Annotated in this window: 14 protein-coding genes; 12 read left to right on the top strand and 2 right to left on the bottom strand. The window is 69.5% G+C overall.

Annotated features, from left to right (window positions below; translation table 11 throughout):
• The first annotated feature begins 25 nt into the window (after window positions 1-25).
• The 4 genes from C8E87_RS03545 (at window position 26) to C8E87_RS03530 (ending at window position 5,210) form a co-directional block, all read left to right on the top strand.
• On the top strand, window positions 26-583 hold the full coding sequence (locus C8E87_RS03545; protein WP_239080613.1) for a cupin domain-containing protein: 558 nt from the start codon (window positions 26-28) through the stop codon (window positions 581-583).
• Window positions 584-619: 36 nt separating this feature from the next.
• The gene (locus C8E87_RS03540; protein ID WP_133871751.1) at window positions 620-1,123 is read left to right on the top strand and encodes a GNAT family N-acetyltransferase; all 504 of its coding nucleotides are present in this window, start codon (window positions 620-622) and stop codon (window positions 1,121-1,123) included.
• A gap of 88 nt (window positions 1,124-1,211) precedes the next feature.
• Window positions 1,212-1,985 (top strand): GNAT family N-acetyltransferase, encoded by a 774-nt coding sequence (locus C8E87_RS03535; protein WP_166661058.1) that lies wholly within the window; start codon window positions 1,212-1,214, stop codon window positions 1,983-1,985.
• Between the two features lie 327 nt (window positions 1,986-2,312).
• Window positions 2,313-5,210 carry an AfsR/SARP family transcriptional regulator gene (locus C8E87_RS03530; RefSeq protein ID WP_166661057.1) on the top strand — a complete coding sequence of 966 codons (2,898 nt, stop codon included), beginning with the start codon at window positions 2,313-2,315 and terminating at the stop codon, window positions 5,208-5,210.
• Between the two features lie 3 nt (window positions 5,211-5,213).
• Here C8E87_RS03530 and C8E87_RS03525 read toward each other — a convergent pair whose 3' ends face one another.
• On the bottom strand, window positions 5,214-6,182 hold the full coding sequence (locus C8E87_RS03525) for an enoyl-CoA hydratase/isomerase family protein (protein ID WP_133871748.1): 969 nt from the start codon (window positions 6,180-6,182) through the stop codon (window positions 5,214-5,216).
• Between the two features lie 135 nt (window positions 6,183-6,317).
• On the opposite strand from C8E87_RS03525, the gene C8E87_RS03520 reads away from it, so the two are divergent.
• Both C8E87_RS03520 and C8E87_RS03515 read left to right on the top strand, forming a co-directional pair.
• A complete protein-coding gene (locus C8E87_RS03520) occupies window positions 6,318-7,922 on the top strand; it encodes a GDSL-type esterase/lipase family protein (protein ID WP_133871747.1) in 1,605 nt (534 codons plus the stop codon).
• A gap of 193 nt (window positions 7,923-8,115) precedes the next feature.
• Window positions 8,116-9,444 carry an FAD-dependent oxidoreductase gene (locus tag C8E87_RS03515; protein WP_133871746.1) on the top strand — a complete coding sequence of 443 codons (1,329 nt, stop codon included), beginning with the start codon at window positions 8,116-8,118 and terminating at the stop codon, window positions 9,442-9,444.
• Here the strand turns inward: C8E87_RS03515 and C8E87_RS03510 are convergent.
• Window positions 9,392-9,934: a MarR family winged helix-turn-helix transcriptional regulator gene (locus C8E87_RS03510; RefSeq protein WP_133871745.1), complete on the bottom strand. Its 543-nt coding sequence runs from the start codon at window positions 9,932-9,934 to the stop codon at window positions 9,392-9,394. The two genes, C8E87_RS03515 and C8E87_RS03510, sit on opposite strands and share 53 nt — an antisense overlap.
• A gap of 91 nt (window positions 9,935-10,025) precedes the next feature.
• Here C8E87_RS03510 and C8E87_RS03505 point away from each other — a divergent pair, with 91 nt between their 5' ends.
• The 6 genes from C8E87_RS03505 (at window position 10,026) to C8E87_RS03480 (ending at window position 15,179) form a co-directional block, all read left to right on the top strand.
• The gene (locus tag C8E87_RS03505; protein ID WP_133871744.1) at window positions 10,026-10,541 is read left to right on the top strand and encodes an SDR family NAD(P)-dependent oxidoreductase; all 516 of its coding nucleotides are present in this window, start codon (window positions 10,026-10,028) and stop codon (window positions 10,539-10,541) included.
• Between the two features lie 5 nt (window positions 10,542-10,546).
• Window positions 10,547-11,086, top strand: coding sequence for a cupin domain-containing protein (locus C8E87_RS03500; RefSeq protein ID WP_239080614.1), 540 nt, complete (start codon window positions 10,547-10,549; stop codon window positions 11,084-11,086).
• Between the two features lie 5 nt (window positions 11,087-11,091).
• The gene (locus C8E87_RS03495; RefSeq protein WP_166661056.1) at window positions 11,092-12,072 is read left to right on the top strand and encodes an alpha/beta fold hydrolase; all 981 of its coding nucleotides are present in this window, start codon (window positions 11,092-11,094) and stop codon (window positions 12,070-12,072) included.
• A gap of 17 nt (window positions 12,073-12,089) precedes the next feature.
• On the top strand, window positions 12,090-13,151 hold the full coding sequence (locus C8E87_RS03490; protein WP_133871742.1) for an aldo/keto reductase: 1,062 nt from the start codon (window positions 12,090-12,092) through the stop codon (window positions 13,149-13,151).
• Window positions 13,152-13,352: 201 nt separating this feature from the next.
• Window positions 13,353-14,009 (top strand): trimeric intracellular cation channel family protein, encoded by a 657-nt coding sequence (locus C8E87_RS03485; RefSeq protein WP_203720938.1) that lies wholly within the window; start codon window positions 13,353-13,355, stop codon window positions 14,007-14,009.
• A 48-nt stretch (window positions 14,010-14,057) separates the two neighbouring features.
• Complete coding sequence (locus tag C8E87_RS03480; RefSeq protein WP_133871740.1) at window positions 14,058-15,179, top strand: penicillin-binding transpeptidase domain-containing protein; 1,122 nt, start codon at window positions 14,058-14,060, stop codon at window positions 15,177-15,179.
• Window positions 15,180-15,275 lie beyond the last annotated feature (96 nt).

The following is a 15,275-nucleotide window of genomic DNA, read 5'->3' as shown; positions in this document are numbered from 1 at the left end:
TATTTTCTGACCGAACCTTTCGACGATGAAGGCGGTAATTGGCATGGACGTTCAAGTACCCGTTCCGTCGCCCGACGATCCCATCTGGACGGCCGCCCGCGGCTTCCGGGTGGGTAAGGACGAGGGCACCTACAAGGTGCTCAATGGCGGCATGGAGCAAGGTCGGGTCAAGGTCACGGGTGATCGCACCGGCGGCCGGATGTCCTTGCTGGAAATGTATGTGGCCCCCGGTTTCGGCAACATCGCCCACGCGCACGGCGATGAGGACGAAGCCTTCTACATCGCTTCCGGCGAATTCCGTTTCATCAACGGCGCGGGAAATTTCGACGCCGGCCCGGGTGATTTCATCTACATTCCGCGAGGCACCCGGCACGCTTTCAAGAATCTGACTGACGAAACGGCGACGCTGCTGGTGTTCTACACCCCGGCCGGACCCGAGCAATTCTTCCTCGACTACGGCGACGACCCTGACCCGTCAGGCGCGATGCCGCCGCCGTGGACGCCCGAGAAGATCGCGTCGATCGTGGCCGAACAGGATCCGCACAAGGTGATCCCGCTCCCCGGCGAGAACGACTGGGCCTGACCGGTCCCGCCACCGGTTGCCGGCAGCCTCTCAGAAATGATCCGGTCGGTCGCGACGGAGTACGGCCGGAGCCAGTCGCTTGTTCAACCCTTCATGATCCGGGCGCCGGTCGGCCCGCCCCGGTCCGGTGCGGGGTGGCCGGCCGAGGCGATCCGCGCGGCGGGCCCGGCCGATCGCCCCACGTACCTCCGGACGTTCTCGGCCAGCTTCGGCGTGCCCGAGGCCTTCGGCGCGTCGATTCTGGCCCCGGCCCTGTTCGAGGTTCCCTGGGCGACGTGCTATCTGGCCGAGTTGGACGGCCGCCCGGTTGCCACCGGGTTGGGCATTTTCGTCGGCCACCACATCGGGGTCTACAACATCGCCACCGTGCCGTCGCACCGGCGCCGAGGTCTGGGCCAGGCGATGACCGAGCGGGTCGTCGCCGACGGCGCCGCCCGGGGGGCGCAAGCCGCCTTCCTCCAGCCGACGCCTCCGGCGCTCCGGTTGTACGAGTCGCTGGGCTTCGTAGTCGCCGAGACCTGGACTCTTCTGCACGGCTGACACGGCGGGTGGCCGATCGATGAACTTCGGCCGGCGCCGAGCGTCGTCAGGGCTGACGCCAGATGTTCAGAGATCCGGAGGCAGCCGTATGGCCCTTTCAGTGGAACTCGAGGCCGACGCCGCGGCGGAGGCTTATATCCGGTCCGGCACCCTGCTGACCTCGCTCAACCCTATGAGCCAGGTCGAGAAGGGCGCCCACGGCTCGTATCTACTGGTCAGCAACGTGCCCCTGCCTACCTTCAACGGTGTGCTGACCCTGGAGCGGGTCCAGGACGAGCCCGAGATCCGACGCCTCGCCGCCTCGGTGGCCGGTCGGGGCGTGCCGTGGTCGATCGGGGTCCGCGGCGAAGCGACGGCCGGGGTCCGGGCAGTGGCGGCACAGTACGGACTGACCGCATCGGTCAGCCAGCCGATGATGATCCGGCCCCTGGGGGACTTCCGTCCGGCGCCCTCCGGGGGGACGGACGTCGTGATCCGCCCGGCGGGCCGGGCCGACCGGACGGCCTATCTCGAGATTCTCTCGGCCGGCTTCGGCTTCGCCGAGTCCATCAGCGCGATGGTCATGCCCAAGGCCATCTTCGAGGCGCCGTGGGCGACCTGCTACCTCGCCGAGGCGGACGGTGTCCCGGTCGCGATCGGGCTGGGCATCCACACCGGAGATCACGTGGGTGTTTTCAACATCACCACGGTGTCGTCGCATCGTCGCCGTGGGTACGGCCGGGCCTTGACCGAGCGGGTCGTGGCCGACGGGGCTGCCTGCGGGGCGCGGACCGCCTACCTGCAGCCGTCGGAGGAGGCGTTCCGGTTGTACGAGTCGCTCGGTTTCCGGGTGGTCGAGCAGTGGACGATGCTGTACGCCTGACCGCTGAGCCGCTGGTGATTGCTTACTATCTGTGTTCTTGTCACCGAGAATCGCCAGCAGTCACGATCAAACTGCCGGTCGTGACTGTTGCCCTTTGATGCGGTAAGGGGCGTTGTGCACTTGTGTGCCGCTGGCTTCGTCCCTGTACAGTCGTGCTAGGACGACCGATCGTGCTATCAATGGAACCGCTAAATTGGTTACTTTAGGTGATTAAGTGCTAGCTGCGGATGGGCAGCCGCGAAGTGGCCTCCGTATGCCGGCGAAGGAGCGCTCACCAGGGCGCGCATGACTGACACGATTCCTAGCGCACGTGGGGGGATTGGTCACGTGTCTCCGGCCATCGGTGACAAGCTGTCGTTCTGTTTCGCCGTGCTCGGACCGGTGCAGGTCCTCCGGGCGGGTGTCGAGGTCGACCTCGGCGCCCGGCAGCAACGGTTGATCCTGGCCCTGTTGCTGGCCAATGCCGGTCAACCGGTCGGGATCAGCACCATCGTCGAGGTGCTGTGGGGTGAACGCCCGCCGGCGAGTGCGGTCAACGTCGTGCACCGTTATGTGGGCACGCTGCGGCGCCTGTTCGAGCCCGATCTGCCCGCTCGCTCGCCCGGGCGCTGGCTGCTGGGGGACGCGGCCGGCTACCGGATGCAGGTCGACCCGTTCCATCTCGACCTGTCGCGATGGCGGATGCTGGCCGATCAGGCCCGCTTGGACGCGTCGGATGCTCGATGGCCGGCGGCCATGGCGTCCTACGAGTCGGCCCTCGCCCTGTGGCGCGGTCCGTGCGGCGGAGCGGCCGAGCTCGCCGCCAACGACCAGCTGACCTTCAGCGCGATCGATCACGAGTGCGCCGACCTGGCCCGGGAGGCGACCGCCCTCGCGTTGCGGCTGGACAAGACCCGGGCGGTCCTTCCCGTCCTGCGCCGGATGGCCGAGCACCGCCCGCTGGACGAGGCTTTGCAGGCTCAGCTCGTGCTGGCCGTGTCGGCCGACGGTCAGCAGGCCGAGGCCATCGCGCACTACCAGAACGTCCGGCGCCGGCTCGCCGACGAGTTGGGGGTCGATCCCGGGGAGGAGCTCCGGGAGGCGTACCAGCAGGTAATCCGGCAGGAGGTCGGCACGCCGGTGGCGCCCGGCGGCACCGGAACCCCGGCCCCGCCATCCCCGAGCCCGGCTCCGCGTCTCACCACGGTGCTGCCGGCCCAGCTGCCGGCCGACCTCGCCCACTTCACCGGGCGCGACGAGGCTCAGAGTCGTACGCTCGGCCTGGTCAACGGGCACATCCTGACCCAGGCCTCGATGCCGGTCCTGGCCATCGACGGCATTCCCGGCATCGGCAAGACCAGCCTGGCCATCCACCTGGCCCACCAGCTGACCGACGCCTATCCCGACGGCCAGCTCTACGTCGACCTGCAAGGCTTCGATCCCGAGCAGTCCGTGCTGCACCCGGCGGAGGCTCTGCAGGGCTTTCTCAACGCGCTCGGCGTGCCCGACGCCGACATCCCCGTCAGCCACCATGCCCGGTCCGGGCTCTACCGTAGTGTGCTGTCCGGCCGCCGGATCCTCGTCGTGCTCGACAACGCGCACAGTGTCGAACAGGTGCGTCCGCTGTTGCCGGGCTCGCCCGGCTGCCTGGCCCTGGTGACCAGTCGTAAGCGGCTCACCGGACTGGCCACGGCCCACGGGGCGCACCTGATGACCCTCGACGTGCTCTCCGTCGAGGACGCTCGCGGTTTTCTCGCCTCGCGTATCGGGGCGGTCCGGACGTCGGCCGAACCCGCGGCGGTGGACGAGGTGATCGAGCGCTGCGGCCGGCTCCCGCTGGCCCTGGCGGTGGTCGCGTCCCGCGCTCTGATCCACCCGAACCACAAGTTGAACGACATCGCCCGGGAACTGCGTGATGCCCAGGGGAGCCTCGACGGATTCTCGACGGATGACATCGACAACGACATCCGGGCGATCTTCTCGTGGTCGTACCGAACGCTCGGAGCGCAGGCCGCCCGTATGTTCCGGCTGCTTTCCCTGCATCCCGGGCCGGACACGGCGGTGCCGGCCATGGCCAGCCTGGCCGGGGTCACGCTGAGCGAGGCCCGGCTGCTCGTCGGCGAACTGGTGCGGGCCGGTCTGCTGGCCGAACGTAAGGTGGGCCGGTTCTCCATGCACGATCTGATCCGGGCCTACGCCCAGGAACTGGTCCATCGCCACGACGACGAAGCCAGCCGGGCCGAGGCGTTCGCGCGGCTCACGGCGCACTACTGGCAGAGCGCCTACGAGGCCGACCGGCTCCTCGGTCCCTCCATCATGCTGGACCCCCCGGAGCCGGCGGCCGACGTGGTCACCGCCCGGCTGGGCGACGGCATCGAGGCCGGGAGCTGGCTCAACGCGGAGCGACAGGTGCTCAAGGCGATGGTTCAGCGTCTGATCGAGGCGGGCGATGCGGCCACGGCCTGGCGATTGACGGTCAACCTGCACTTCTTCAATCAACGTGAGGGCTGGTGTCACGACTGGGCCGCCACGTCGCGAGCCTGTCTGCAGGCGGCCACCGCGGCCGGGGACGACCTGGGGTGCGCCTTCATGGCCCGCAGCCTGTCCGGGGCCGAGATGCTGCTCGGCAACCACGAATCCGCCCTTGAGCTGCTCGATCGTTCTTTGCAGCTGTTCACCGCGATCGGACATTGTGAGGGCCAGGCGCTGGTCTACCGTAACCTTGGACAGGTGACCGACCTGCAGGGCAAGCACCAGGAGGCGATCGGCCACTTCGAGCGGGCGGTGCAGCTGATGGAGGCCCAGGGTGAACTGCTGGGCCAGGTCCTCGCCCTGGGATGCCTGGCCGACGCGCACACGTCCCTTGGCCACTACGACGTCAGCATGGATCTGATCAACAACGCGTTGCCGATCGCCGACGCCCTGGACAGCATCCACGGCCAGGGTTTCTGTCGCGAGATACTGGCGAAGTGCCTGCAGGCCAAAGGTGACCTTCCCGCCGCCCGCCGAACCTGGGACGAGGCCGCCGATATCTTCCGCCGCTCCGAATGGCGGATGAACACCGTCTCCTGTCTGCTCCATCTGGGTGATACCGCTCTGGCCATGGGGGATGCGGCCGGGGCACGGCAGGCGTGGCAGGAGGCTCTCGATCTGACGGCTCACCTGCGCCTACCCGAGGTGACCGAGTTGAAGGAGCGTCTCGGCCGGCTCGATCTCGCCTCGGCGCCGGTCGGCGGAGGACGCTGACTGTCACCGGCCCGGTCCGGTGACGTGCGGTTCGAGCGCGGTGCCGTCGGCCCACGGCTCGGGGTGCGTCAGGAACACCGATTCGCCGTCGGGCGCCTGCATCTCCAGCCACCTGGTCAGCAGAGCCCGGGTGCCCGGCGTCGGCACGCCGGTCATCTGGGCCACCCCCTCAGCCGTCAGGCCCTGGCGCAGCCCGACGTCGTACGCGTTGTTGATGATGCGTTTCTGGGCAGCCAGGGCGCGGCCGGACCGGCGGGCGTACCGGGCGGCCCTCGCGTGAGCCTCCGCCGGCAGCCGGTCGGCCGGGACGACATCACTGATGAGTCCGCGTCCCCGGGCCTCGGGCGCGGAGTACTGACGCGCCTCCAGCATCATCTCCAGGGCCCGGGCCGGGCCCATCAGGTGGGCCAGCCGTTGCGCGCCGACGGTGGTGGTCAGCCCGATGGACAGCTCGGGGAGGATGAAGGTCGCAGACTCCGAAGCCAGGCGGACGTCGAAGAAAACAGACAGTTCGAGGCCGCCGCCCCCGCAGGGCCCGTCGATCGCCGCGATCCACACAGCCCGCGAGCGAAGCAGCCGGGTCACCAGCTCGTGGAACCGAGTGATGGCCAGCACACCGGCGAGCCTGGACCGGCTCAGCATCCGGTCGCCGCCGATCGATGTCAGCGCCCGGGCGCCGCGCACCAGCAAGCGGGCGACCGGGGCCGGCAGCAGGGGCGCGGCCTCCGCAGCGGCGTGCAGGTCGCCGATGTCGTAATGGGTGATGTAGCGGCCCGCGGTGGCACCGGTCACCACGACCGACCGCACGGTGTCGTCGGTCTCTACCGCGCGCACCACATTCAGCAGGTCCAGCTGCATCGCCGCCGTCATGTAGTGGTGCGGCGGTGCATCGACCAGAACGGTCAGCACCGGACCGTCCTGTGACAGCCGAAGGGTCCGGGCCGGAACTTCGGCGGCGGGTACGGTCGCCATCGTTTGTCTCCCCTGATCGTTCGTACGACAAACATGCCGACGCAGAGCCACTCGGATCGTTCAACGCTGATGACCTTTTCCGCCGTTTCCACGTCTGCTGAACGAATGCAGGTCATGTGAGGGAGAGGCACGGGAGTGCGAAGAGGACTCTGGTCGGCCGCGGTGATCGTCACGCTGGCCGCAATCGGTATGGTTCCGTCAGCTACGCCCGCGGGAGCAGCCGAGGAACCGTGGACGGGTACATGGGCAGCCTCGCCGTGGAACACCAAGGGCCAGGGTAAGTCGTTCGAGGACCAGACCCTGCGCCAGATCGTGCGGACCAGTATCGGCGGGTCGGCGGCGCGGATCCAGCTCTCCAACGCTTTCGGCGACACCGCGGTGACGATCGCTGACGTCCACCTCGCGGACCGGGTCGCCGGGCCGCAGGTCGACCCGGCCTCCGACCGGAGCATCACCTTCGGGGGGCAGCGCACGGTCACGATCCCGGCCGGTGGCAAGGTCGTCAGCGACGAGGCCACCTTCGCGGTCGAGCCGCTGGCCGACGTCGCGGTCAGCTTCCACATCCCGGGCCGGATCACCGACCCGACCCAGCACCTGGACTCGTTCCAGACGAACTACGTCGCCGACGGCAACGTCGCCGGCGACGCCACGCTGACCGATTTCACGACGAACACCAGCTACACCCTGCTGGCCAACTTGGACGTCACGAACGACGCGTCGGCCGGGGCTGTGGTGGCCCTCGGCGCGTCGATCACCGACGGGTTTGTCTCGCCGCTCGACGCCAACCGGCGCTGGCCCAACGACCTCGCGGTGCGGCTGGCCGGCACCGGCCGGGTCGTCGGTGTCCTCAACCAGGGTGTCAGCGGCAATGCCAGCCTGAACGACGGCGGTGGTCAGAGCGCTGTGCGCCGGTTCGAGCGCGACGTGCTCGATCAGCCGGGGGTGGCCTGGGTCGTCATCGCCGACACCCCGATCAACGACTTGCTCGGCGACCGCCCGCCGGTGGACCGGCTGATCGACGCCCTCGCCGGCCAGATCGGCGCCGCGCACGCCCGGGGCGTGAAAGTCATGTGCGCGACCCTGACGCCGTTCTTCGGCCACGAGCGGTGGACCGAGACCGCCGAAAGCGCCCGGGCCGAGTACAACGCGTACGTCCGCGGCTCCGGCAGCGGCTGCGACGCCGTGGCCGACTTCGCCACCGCCACCGAGGACCCGGCCGACCAGCGCCGGTTCCGGCCCATCCTCGACATCGGCGACCACCTGCACCCCAACAGCGCCGGCCTGCAAGCCATGGCCGACGTGATCGACCTGACCGTCTTCGGCCCGCCCACCGGCCCGGTCGTCGAGCCCACCCTGGTCGTCGGCCTCAAGTCGCGGCACAACCAGCGCTACGTCTCGGCCGAGGCCGGCGGCGACCAGCCGCTGATCGCCAACCGGGAAGCGATCGGCCTCTGGGAGACGTTCGACCGGATCCCCCAAACCGACGGTACGTACGCGCTGCGGGCCCACGCCAACGACAAGTACGTCACCGCCACGGCGACCCAGCCGCTCATCGCCTCGGCCACCACGGTCGGCTCCGAACAGCGATTCCGGATCCAGACCCACGGCGACGGCAGCGTGACGCTGCAGTCTGTGGCCACCGGCCGCTTCGTCAGCGCCGAGGACGGCGGGGCCCGACCACTGATCGCCGACCGCGAGAGCGTGGGCCCCTGGGAGTTCTTCGACCTGCCGGTCCTCTAGCGGCAGTAGTCGTGACGCGAAGCTCGGCGTAACGCTCCATCCGGGCTTGCCTCAGAGCTGACGTGGTGCATACCGCAAAAGTTCGCCGGCCGTCGATGGTTCGGTCGCCACCCGAGGAGACCGAACCTCGATGAACTGCGGCGCGGCCGCAACGTCGAACGGAGAGAGGACAACTACTGGAGGGCAGAGTCACATGGCGAACGCATCGGATACCCGGTCCGGCCGGCACGCGGTGGTCATCGGCGGCAGCGTGGCGGGACTGCTCGCGGCCCGAGCCTTGAGCGCCTCGTTCGAGCGGGTGACGGTCCTCGACCGTGACAAGCTTCCGGCCGGTCCGGCCACTCGGCGCGGCGTTCCGCAGGGCCGGCACGTGCACGGGCTGACCGCCCGCGGGGCCGCCGGTCTGGAGGCGTTGTTTCCCGGCTTCCTGGACGAGCTGACCGCAGCCGGGGCACCCCGGGCCGACGCGCTGGCCGACTACCACTACTACCTCGACGGCCGGAAGCTGGCCACGGCGTCGGCCGGCACCCCGAACTACCTGGCTACCCGCCCGTTGATCGAGAGTCTGATCCGCCGCCGCACGGTTTCGCTGGGCAACGTGGTCATCACCGACTCGACCGAGGTGGTGGGGCTGCTCGCCGTGGACGGCCGCGTCAACGGCGTCCGGGTACGGCCCGTACCGGGGAACCCGTCCGAGCGGGACCTCGACGCCGACCTGGTGGTGGACGCGGCCGGCCGGGGCTCACGCGCCGTCACCTGGCTGACCGAGCTGGGCTACCCCGCTCCGGAGGAGACGGTGGTCCGGACGAACGTGGTCTACGTGACCCGTCACTTCAAGCAGGAGCCGGACCAGCCGGGTGGGCGGCAGGCCGTGGTCTCGGGTGCGTACCCGGAGAACCCCCGCAGCGGCGCCGCCGTCCGTCAGGAGGACGGCCAGATCGCCGTGTTCCTGGCCGGCATGCTGGGTGATGAGCCGCCGACCGACGCCGAGGGCATGCTGGCGTTCGCCTCGACCCTGGCCGCCCCGGAGATCGCAGAGTTCCTGCGTACGGCCGTGCCGATCGACGATGCCGCCAAGATGCGGAACCCGGCCAGCTCGCTCAAGCACTTCGAGAAGCTGGACCGCCGCCTCGAGCGCTACCTGGTCGTCGGGGACGCGATGGGCAACTTCAACCCGCTCTACGGCCAGGGCATCACGGTGGCCGTCCTCGAGGCCGAGCTGCTCGAGTCGCTGCTGCGCCAAGGCTTCGACCAGCTGGAGCGGCGCTACTTCACCGGAGCGGCCCAGTTGCTGGCCGAGCCATGGGCTCTGGCCACCGGCAGTGACCTGCGTTTCCCGGGTGTCGAGGGCGTGCGCAGCCCCGAGGGCGAGGCGGCCGGCCAGTACCTCGACCTGCTGCGGGTCGCCGCCGCGACTGACCCGGCCGTTGGCGCCGCCTTCCTGCGGGTGGCGAACATGCTGGACCCGATCACCTCGCTGTTCGACCCGGCACTGGCCGCTCGGGTGCAGCCGGCCGGCTGAGCTCCGCGTCCGGCCAGCCCATCCGGCTCAGCTGAGCCGCAGGGGCGATGCCGGTGGCGACCACCGCACTGATCTCGGCCAGCACCCGCTGCTGATCGGGGGTGAGGCGGTCGAAGATCAGGGCCCGGACCCGTTCGACGTGGTGGGGGGCGGCCCGCCGGACCACCGTCATGCCTTCGTCGGTGAGCTCGGCCAGCTGCCCCCGCCCGTCCTGGCCGACCGGCACCCGCCGCAGCCAGCCCGCCCGCACCAGCCGGTCGACGGCGTGGCTCAGCCGGCTGCGGTCGAAGACGCAGGCGGCGGCCAGGGTGGCCATGCGCATCGAGCGCCCGGGTGCCTCCGAGAGCCGGGTCAGGATCTCGTAGTAGGCGAAGGAAAGGTCTGATTCCTCCTTCAGGTCCCGCTCCAGCTGATCGAACAGCAACCGGGTGGCCATCAGGAAGCTGCGCCACGTCCGCTGTTCGTCATCGTTCAGCCAGCGACTGTCCATAATGGCCATCCTCACAGTGGTAGTTGAAACTTCAGCGTCAATGATATCGTCCTCTCAGCGCTGAAATTTCAACTACCTGTCAGGGGTGGTCATGGACCGGCTGAGGGAGAAAGTGGCGGTGGTGACCGGCGCGGCCGGCAGCCTCGGCCTCGAGGGAGTGCGGGCCATGGCCGCGGAGGGCGCTCGGGTGGTGATGATGGATCTGTCACCGGCCGTGACCGACCGGGCCAAGGAACTCGCCGGGGACGGTTTCGACGTCACGCCGTACGTGGGCGATGTCAGCGTCGAAAGCGACATGGCGGCGGTCGTCCGGACCGCGACGGCGACCTACGGCCGGCTCGACGTGTTGTGGAACAACGCCGGCATGATCGGCGCCGACTGGATCAACCAGGACACCGACGTCGTCGGGGTCAGCCGCGACCATCTGATGCGGACGCTCGAGGTCAACCTGGTCAGCGTCTTTCTCGGCAGCAAGTACGCCATTCCCGTGATGGCCGGGGGCGGCGGCGGCTCGATCATCAACACGTCGTCGGTCGAGGCCGCCGGGGGCGGCGCCGGGCCGCCGCGGCCCGACCGTAATTCAGAACAACGACCAGCAAGGTGGTGAGTGGTATGAACGTGCAGGTTCCGGTACCTCCCAAGGACGACCCGATCTGGACGGCGGCCAGGGGTTTCGTGGCCCGCAAGAACGACGGAGCGCCCAAGCACGTCAACGGTGGACGGGAGATCGCCAGGGTCAAGGTCACGGCTGACCAGACCGGCGGTGCGCTCGGCATGCTGGAGATGGACGTGGTGGCCGGTTTCGGCAACATCCCGCACGCCCATGGGGGCGAGGACGAGGCCTTCTACGTCGCGGCCGGTGAATTCTCGTTCATCAACGGCTCCACGACTTTCGACGCCAGCCCGGGCGACTTCGTCTACATCCCCCGTGGGACACGGCACGCGTTCAAGAACAACAGTGCCGAGACGGGGACGCTGATGGTGTTCTTCACGCCAGGCGGGGCCGAGTCGTTCTTCAGTAAGTACGGCGACGACCCCGACCCGTCCGGCAACCCGCCGCCGGAGTGGACCCAGGAACGGTACGAGGCGATGGGGTCAGCCCTCGAGGCGCACCGGATGATCCTGCTGCCCGGCGACAACGACTGGGCCTGATCGCCGTGACCCACGACCACGGGTGGCACGAAACCACCGTGAACGGCATCCGGGTGGCCTACCTCGACGAGGGCTCCGGGCCACCCGTCGTCCTGCTGCACGGCTTCCCGGAGAGCGCCCGCACATGGCGCCATCAGATCGAGGCGCTCGCCGCCGGTGGGTACCGGGTGATCGCACCCGACCTGCGCGGCTTCGGGAACAGCGAGCACCCGCCGGCGGCCGACGCCTACACGGTCCTGCACGTCGTCGGCGATCTCGTCGCGCTGCTGAAGCACCTCGGCGCCGGCCCGGTCGCCGTCATCGGGCGCGAATGGGGGGCCCTCACCGCCTGGGGGCTGGCCATGATGCGTCCCGACCTGGTCCGGGGGGTCGTGGCGATCAGTGCGCCCCCACAGATCCCCCGGGGGCCGGTCGGCCTGGCCGAGGGCACCCGGGGCATGTTCACCGACGGCCGGCGGTTCTATCTCGACTATCTGCAGGACGTGGGACCGGCCGACGAGGAATTCGGCCGGGATCCGCGGGCGTCCCTGCGCGGCATCTTCCACGCACTGAGCCACGAGTACGAGGTCGGCGACATCGACCGGCGTCTGGTGCTCGAACCGGGGCAGGGCATGCTCGATATCTGGCCCGACCCCGGGCAGCGGCCGGCCTGGATGCCCGAGGACTACTTCGAGACGCTGGTGGAGTCGTACGAGAAATACGGCTTCACCGGCTCCCTCGCGTTCTATCGCAACATGGACCGCTCGTGGGAGCTGACCGCGGCCTTCGACGACGTCCGGCTCTCGATGCCTTCGCAGCTCGTCCTGGGCGAGCGCGACGTGGTCCGCTCGGTGCTCGACGACCCCCAGTTCGCCACGGGCCTGGAGCAGAGCCACCCCGGGTTCCAGGGCACCGTCATCGTCCCGGGCGCTGGGCACTGGGCTCATCTGGAGCAGCCGAAGGCCGTGACCGGCCTCCTGCTGGCGTTCATTCACGACCTGGCCTGACCGAGAAGGGCACCTCTGTGGAACTGACTGATTATCGGACCTTCGGGCGCACCGGGTTGCGCGTCAGCCCTCTCACCCTGGGCACCATGAACTTCGGTGACGCCGGCTGGGGGGCCGACGAGGCTTCCGCCGAGGCGATCATCGACCGCTACCTGGAGGCCGGCGGCAACATCCTGGATACCGCCAACGGCTACACCGGTGGAAACTCGGAGGAGGTCATCGGCGGCTACCTGGCCAAGCGGCCCGGGCGGCGCGACCGGGTCGTGCTGGCGACGAAGTTCGCCGGAAGCATGTTCCCGGGTGACCCGAACGGCGGAGGGGCGGGCCGCAAGGCGATCCGGCATCAACTGGAGGCCTCGCTCCGCCGGCTCGGCACCGATTACATCGACCTGTACTGGCTGCACAACCAAGATCCGCATACCCCGCTCGAAGAGACTCTAGGCACGCTTGAAGACCTGGTGCGGGCCGGACACATCCGCTACATCGGGCTCTCGGATACCCCGGCCTGGGCGGTCGCCCGCCTGGCGACCATCGCCGAACTGCGCGGCTGGAGTGCTCTCGCCGGTATCCAGGTGGAGTACTCCCTGCTCGAACGGACGGTCGAGGGTGAGCTGTTCGCGGCCGTCCGGGGCCTCGGTCTCGGCGTCACCCCGTGGAGCCCGCTCCATGGGGGCGTGCTGACCGGTAAGTACACCCGATCGGTCGGCCGGCCGACCGACTCCGGCCGGGCCAAGATGGGCAACGCCGACTCGCTGCCCGAGTCCACGTACGTGCTCCTCGACGAGCTCGCCGAGATCGCCGACCGGCTGAACACCACGGTGGCCTCGGTCGCCCTGGCCTGGGTGACCGGACGGGCCGAGGTGACGACGACGATCATCGGCGTCCGGACGGTCGAGCAGCTGGACGCGAACCTCGGCTCGTTGCGGGTCGAGATCCCGGCGGCTGACCTCGCTCGGCTCGACGAGCTGACGCGGGTGCCGCTGCCCTTCCCGTTCCCCATGCTCGAAGCAATCGTACCGACGTGGCAGCAGCCAGGCGTGACGATCAATGGAGTGGTCGGCCCGTCGCGCGCTTGCTGACCAGTCCGCGCCAGCCACGCCTCGCGAATCGAAGTGAGGGTGACGTTGTTAACCCAGACGCCGCGCGAATGAACTTTCCGAACTTCTGTGCCTTGACCTAGATGTGTGCGTGACGCCATGTTGAACAGGTATGACGTCGGCAATATATTGCACATTGCCAGTGGTGGAGGGCGAGGGCGAAGGGGTGTACGCATGTCGGTCATGCCGTTCCAAGTTGCGCTGTGGATCGAGTTGCTCGCCGCCGGGCTCGGCGGCCTGCAAGGTGCGCTGTTCGCCGCGGGGGAGAGACACCGTCGCATCGATCTGCTCGGCGTCATCGTCATCGGGCTCGCCGTTTCGCTCGGCGGCAGCCTGCTGCGCGACATCGTGCTCAACCAGCCGCCCGTTGTGATCTGGCAGAACTGGTACCTCGTGGTGGCCGGCGGCGCGGCCGTGCTGGGTATGGTGCTGCAACCGTTGCTCGCTCGCGTCGACTGGCTGATCACGGTGCTGGACGCGGTGGTGATGGGACTGTTCGGGGCGATCGCCGCCTCGAAGGCGCTGTCGCTCGGCGTCGGCGCGGCCGGGGCGCTGGTCGTCGGCGTCATCGGTGCGATCGGCGGCGGCATGCTGCGCGACCTCATCCTGAGCCGGCCGATCTCTTTCCTGCGGGTCGGCACGTTGTACGCCGTGGCTGCCGGGGCCGGGGCAGCCGCCCTCATCGTGCTGGTCACCGTGGGCACACCGATCCCGATGGCCGGCCTCGTCTGTCTCGCCGTCACCACGGTCGTCCGGCTGGGCGCCGTACGATTCGGCTGGACCTTTCCTGAGCAGTGGAACCCGGCGTTGCGGCGGGCCAAGGGTACCGAGGCCGTCTGAGCGGGGTTCAACTTCCGCTCCACATCCAGGTAACTGGCTTCGGCCACGATGAGAAGCCGGCGGGCGTCGGCGGCCCTGCTCACCGCGGTGATGCTCGGATCCGGCGTGGCCGCCTGCGGCTCCGGCGGCGCCGGGGGCGCGCTGGACGATTTCCTCGATGCCTGGCCGATCGGCACCGCCACCGGCCCGGTCGAGGTCGTCACCCTGCGGGAGGCTGACTTCTCGAAGGTCGAGAAGGTGCTGCGGAAGCTGCGTGGGGTCACGCTGAACGCGCAGAAGCGCGAGCTGGCACCGAGCCGGATGTTCGCCCGCGCCCTGCTCGGTACCGTCGACCCGGTCACGGCCGACGACCTCAAGGCCGACCCGGGAACCCTGGCCGCCGGGGACGACGCCGGGCACGGTGGCCTGCAGCAGCGATACGACAGCAGGCTGCGCGGCACGCCGGCGCTCGCCGTGGTGATCGAACGCGACGGCCGGGACGAGCCGGTCGAGCTGCATCGCACCGAGCCGGTCGAAGGCACGCCGGTCCGGACCACGATCGATCAGCCGACCCAGGTCGCGGCCGACCGCGCGACCGCCGCCGAGTCACGGCCGAGCTCACTGGTCGCCGTCCGAATCAGCGATTCGGCCGTGCTGGCGGGCGCGGCCGGCCTGCAGTCCGCATCCACCGCGGTCGGGCTCGGGAGCGAGTGGGACCTGGGCGTCAAGGCGTTCAGCGGCACGGTGTCCGCTGCCGGCGACCCGGCCGAACTGGCTCAGGCGGCCTTCGGGCAGGGGCAGACCGCGGTCAGCCCGATCGCCATGGCCGGCGCGACAGCGGCGGTCGCACGCGGCCGGTTCCTCCAGCCCCGGCTGGTGCTCGACCCGGCTCCGGCCGAGCCCGCCGCTGACGGCGCCGCCCTCGACAAGGATGCCGTCAGCGCCCTGAAGCGGCTGATGCGCGAGGTGGTCACATCAGGCACGGGCCGCGGGCTGAACAACGTCGAGGGCGGTCCGGTCTTCGGCAAGACCGGCAGCGCCGAGTTCGACAACTCCTCGACCGAGACCCATGCCTGGTTCGTTGGCTGGCAAGGTGACATCGCCTTCGCCGTCCTCGTGGAGAACGGTGGCGCCGGTGCCGAGACCGCTGTGCCGATCGTGCGCCGCTTCCTGACCGGACTGAACGGCTGACCTGACCGGGCGACCCCGCCTTCCCTCGTTCGGCGAGCGGAGGAATCCGGACGCCGTTGTGGTGCGCACGAATTATACGAAGGAGGCCGCGTGGCG

This window comes from Paractinoplanes brasiliensis, from assembly GCF_004362215.1.
GTDB classification, from domain to species: domain Bacteria; phylum Actinomycetota; class Actinomycetes; order Mycobacteriales; family Micromonosporaceae; genus Actinoplanes; species Actinoplanes brasiliensis.
Note: the sequence above shows the minus strand (reverse complement) of the source record. Positions and strands in the feature narration are given on the sequence as shown.

Bases quoted from the DNA above. Each gene is read 5' to 3' on its own strand.
- C8E87_RS03545 (WP_239080613.1), top strand. From the start codon at position 26: ATGAAGGCGGTAATTGGCATGGACGTTCAAGTACCCGTTCCGTCGCCC.
- C8E87_RS03540 (WP_133871751.1), top strand. From the start codon at position 620: ATGATCCGGTCGGTCGCGACGGAGTACGGCCGGAGCCAGTCGCTTGTT.
- C8E87_RS03535 (WP_166661058.1), top strand. From the start codon at position 1,212: ATGGCCCTTTCAGTGGAACTCGAGGCCGACGCCGCGGCGGAGGCTTAT.
- C8E87_RS03525 (WP_133871748.1), bottom strand. From the start codon at position 6,182: ATGGCGACCGTACCCGCCGCCGAAGTTCCGGCCCGGACCCTTCGGCTG.
- C8E87_RS03515 (WP_133871746.1), top strand. From the start codon at position 8,116: ATGGCGAACGCATCGGATACCCGGTCCGGCCGGCACGCGGTGGTCATC.
- C8E87_RS03510 (WP_133871745.1), bottom strand. From the start codon at position 9,934: ATGGACAGTCGCTGGCTGAACGATGACGAACAGCGGACGTGGCGCAGC.
- C8E87_RS03505 (WP_133871744.1), top strand. From the start codon at position 10,026: ATGGACCGGCTGAGGGAGAAAGTGGCGGTGGTGACCGGCGCGGCCGGC.
- C8E87_RS03500 (WP_239080614.1), top strand. From the start codon at position 10,547: ATGAACGTGCAGGTTCCGGTACCTCCCAAGGACGACCCGATCTGGACG.
- C8E87_RS03485 (WP_203720938.1), top strand. From the start codon at position 13,353: ATGCCGTTCCAAGTTGCGCTGTGGATCGAGTTGCTCGCCGCCGGGCTC.
- C8E87_RS03480 (WP_133871740.1), top strand. From the start codon at position 14,058: ATGAGAAGCCGGCGGGCGTCGGCGGCCCTGCTCACCGCGGTGATGCTC.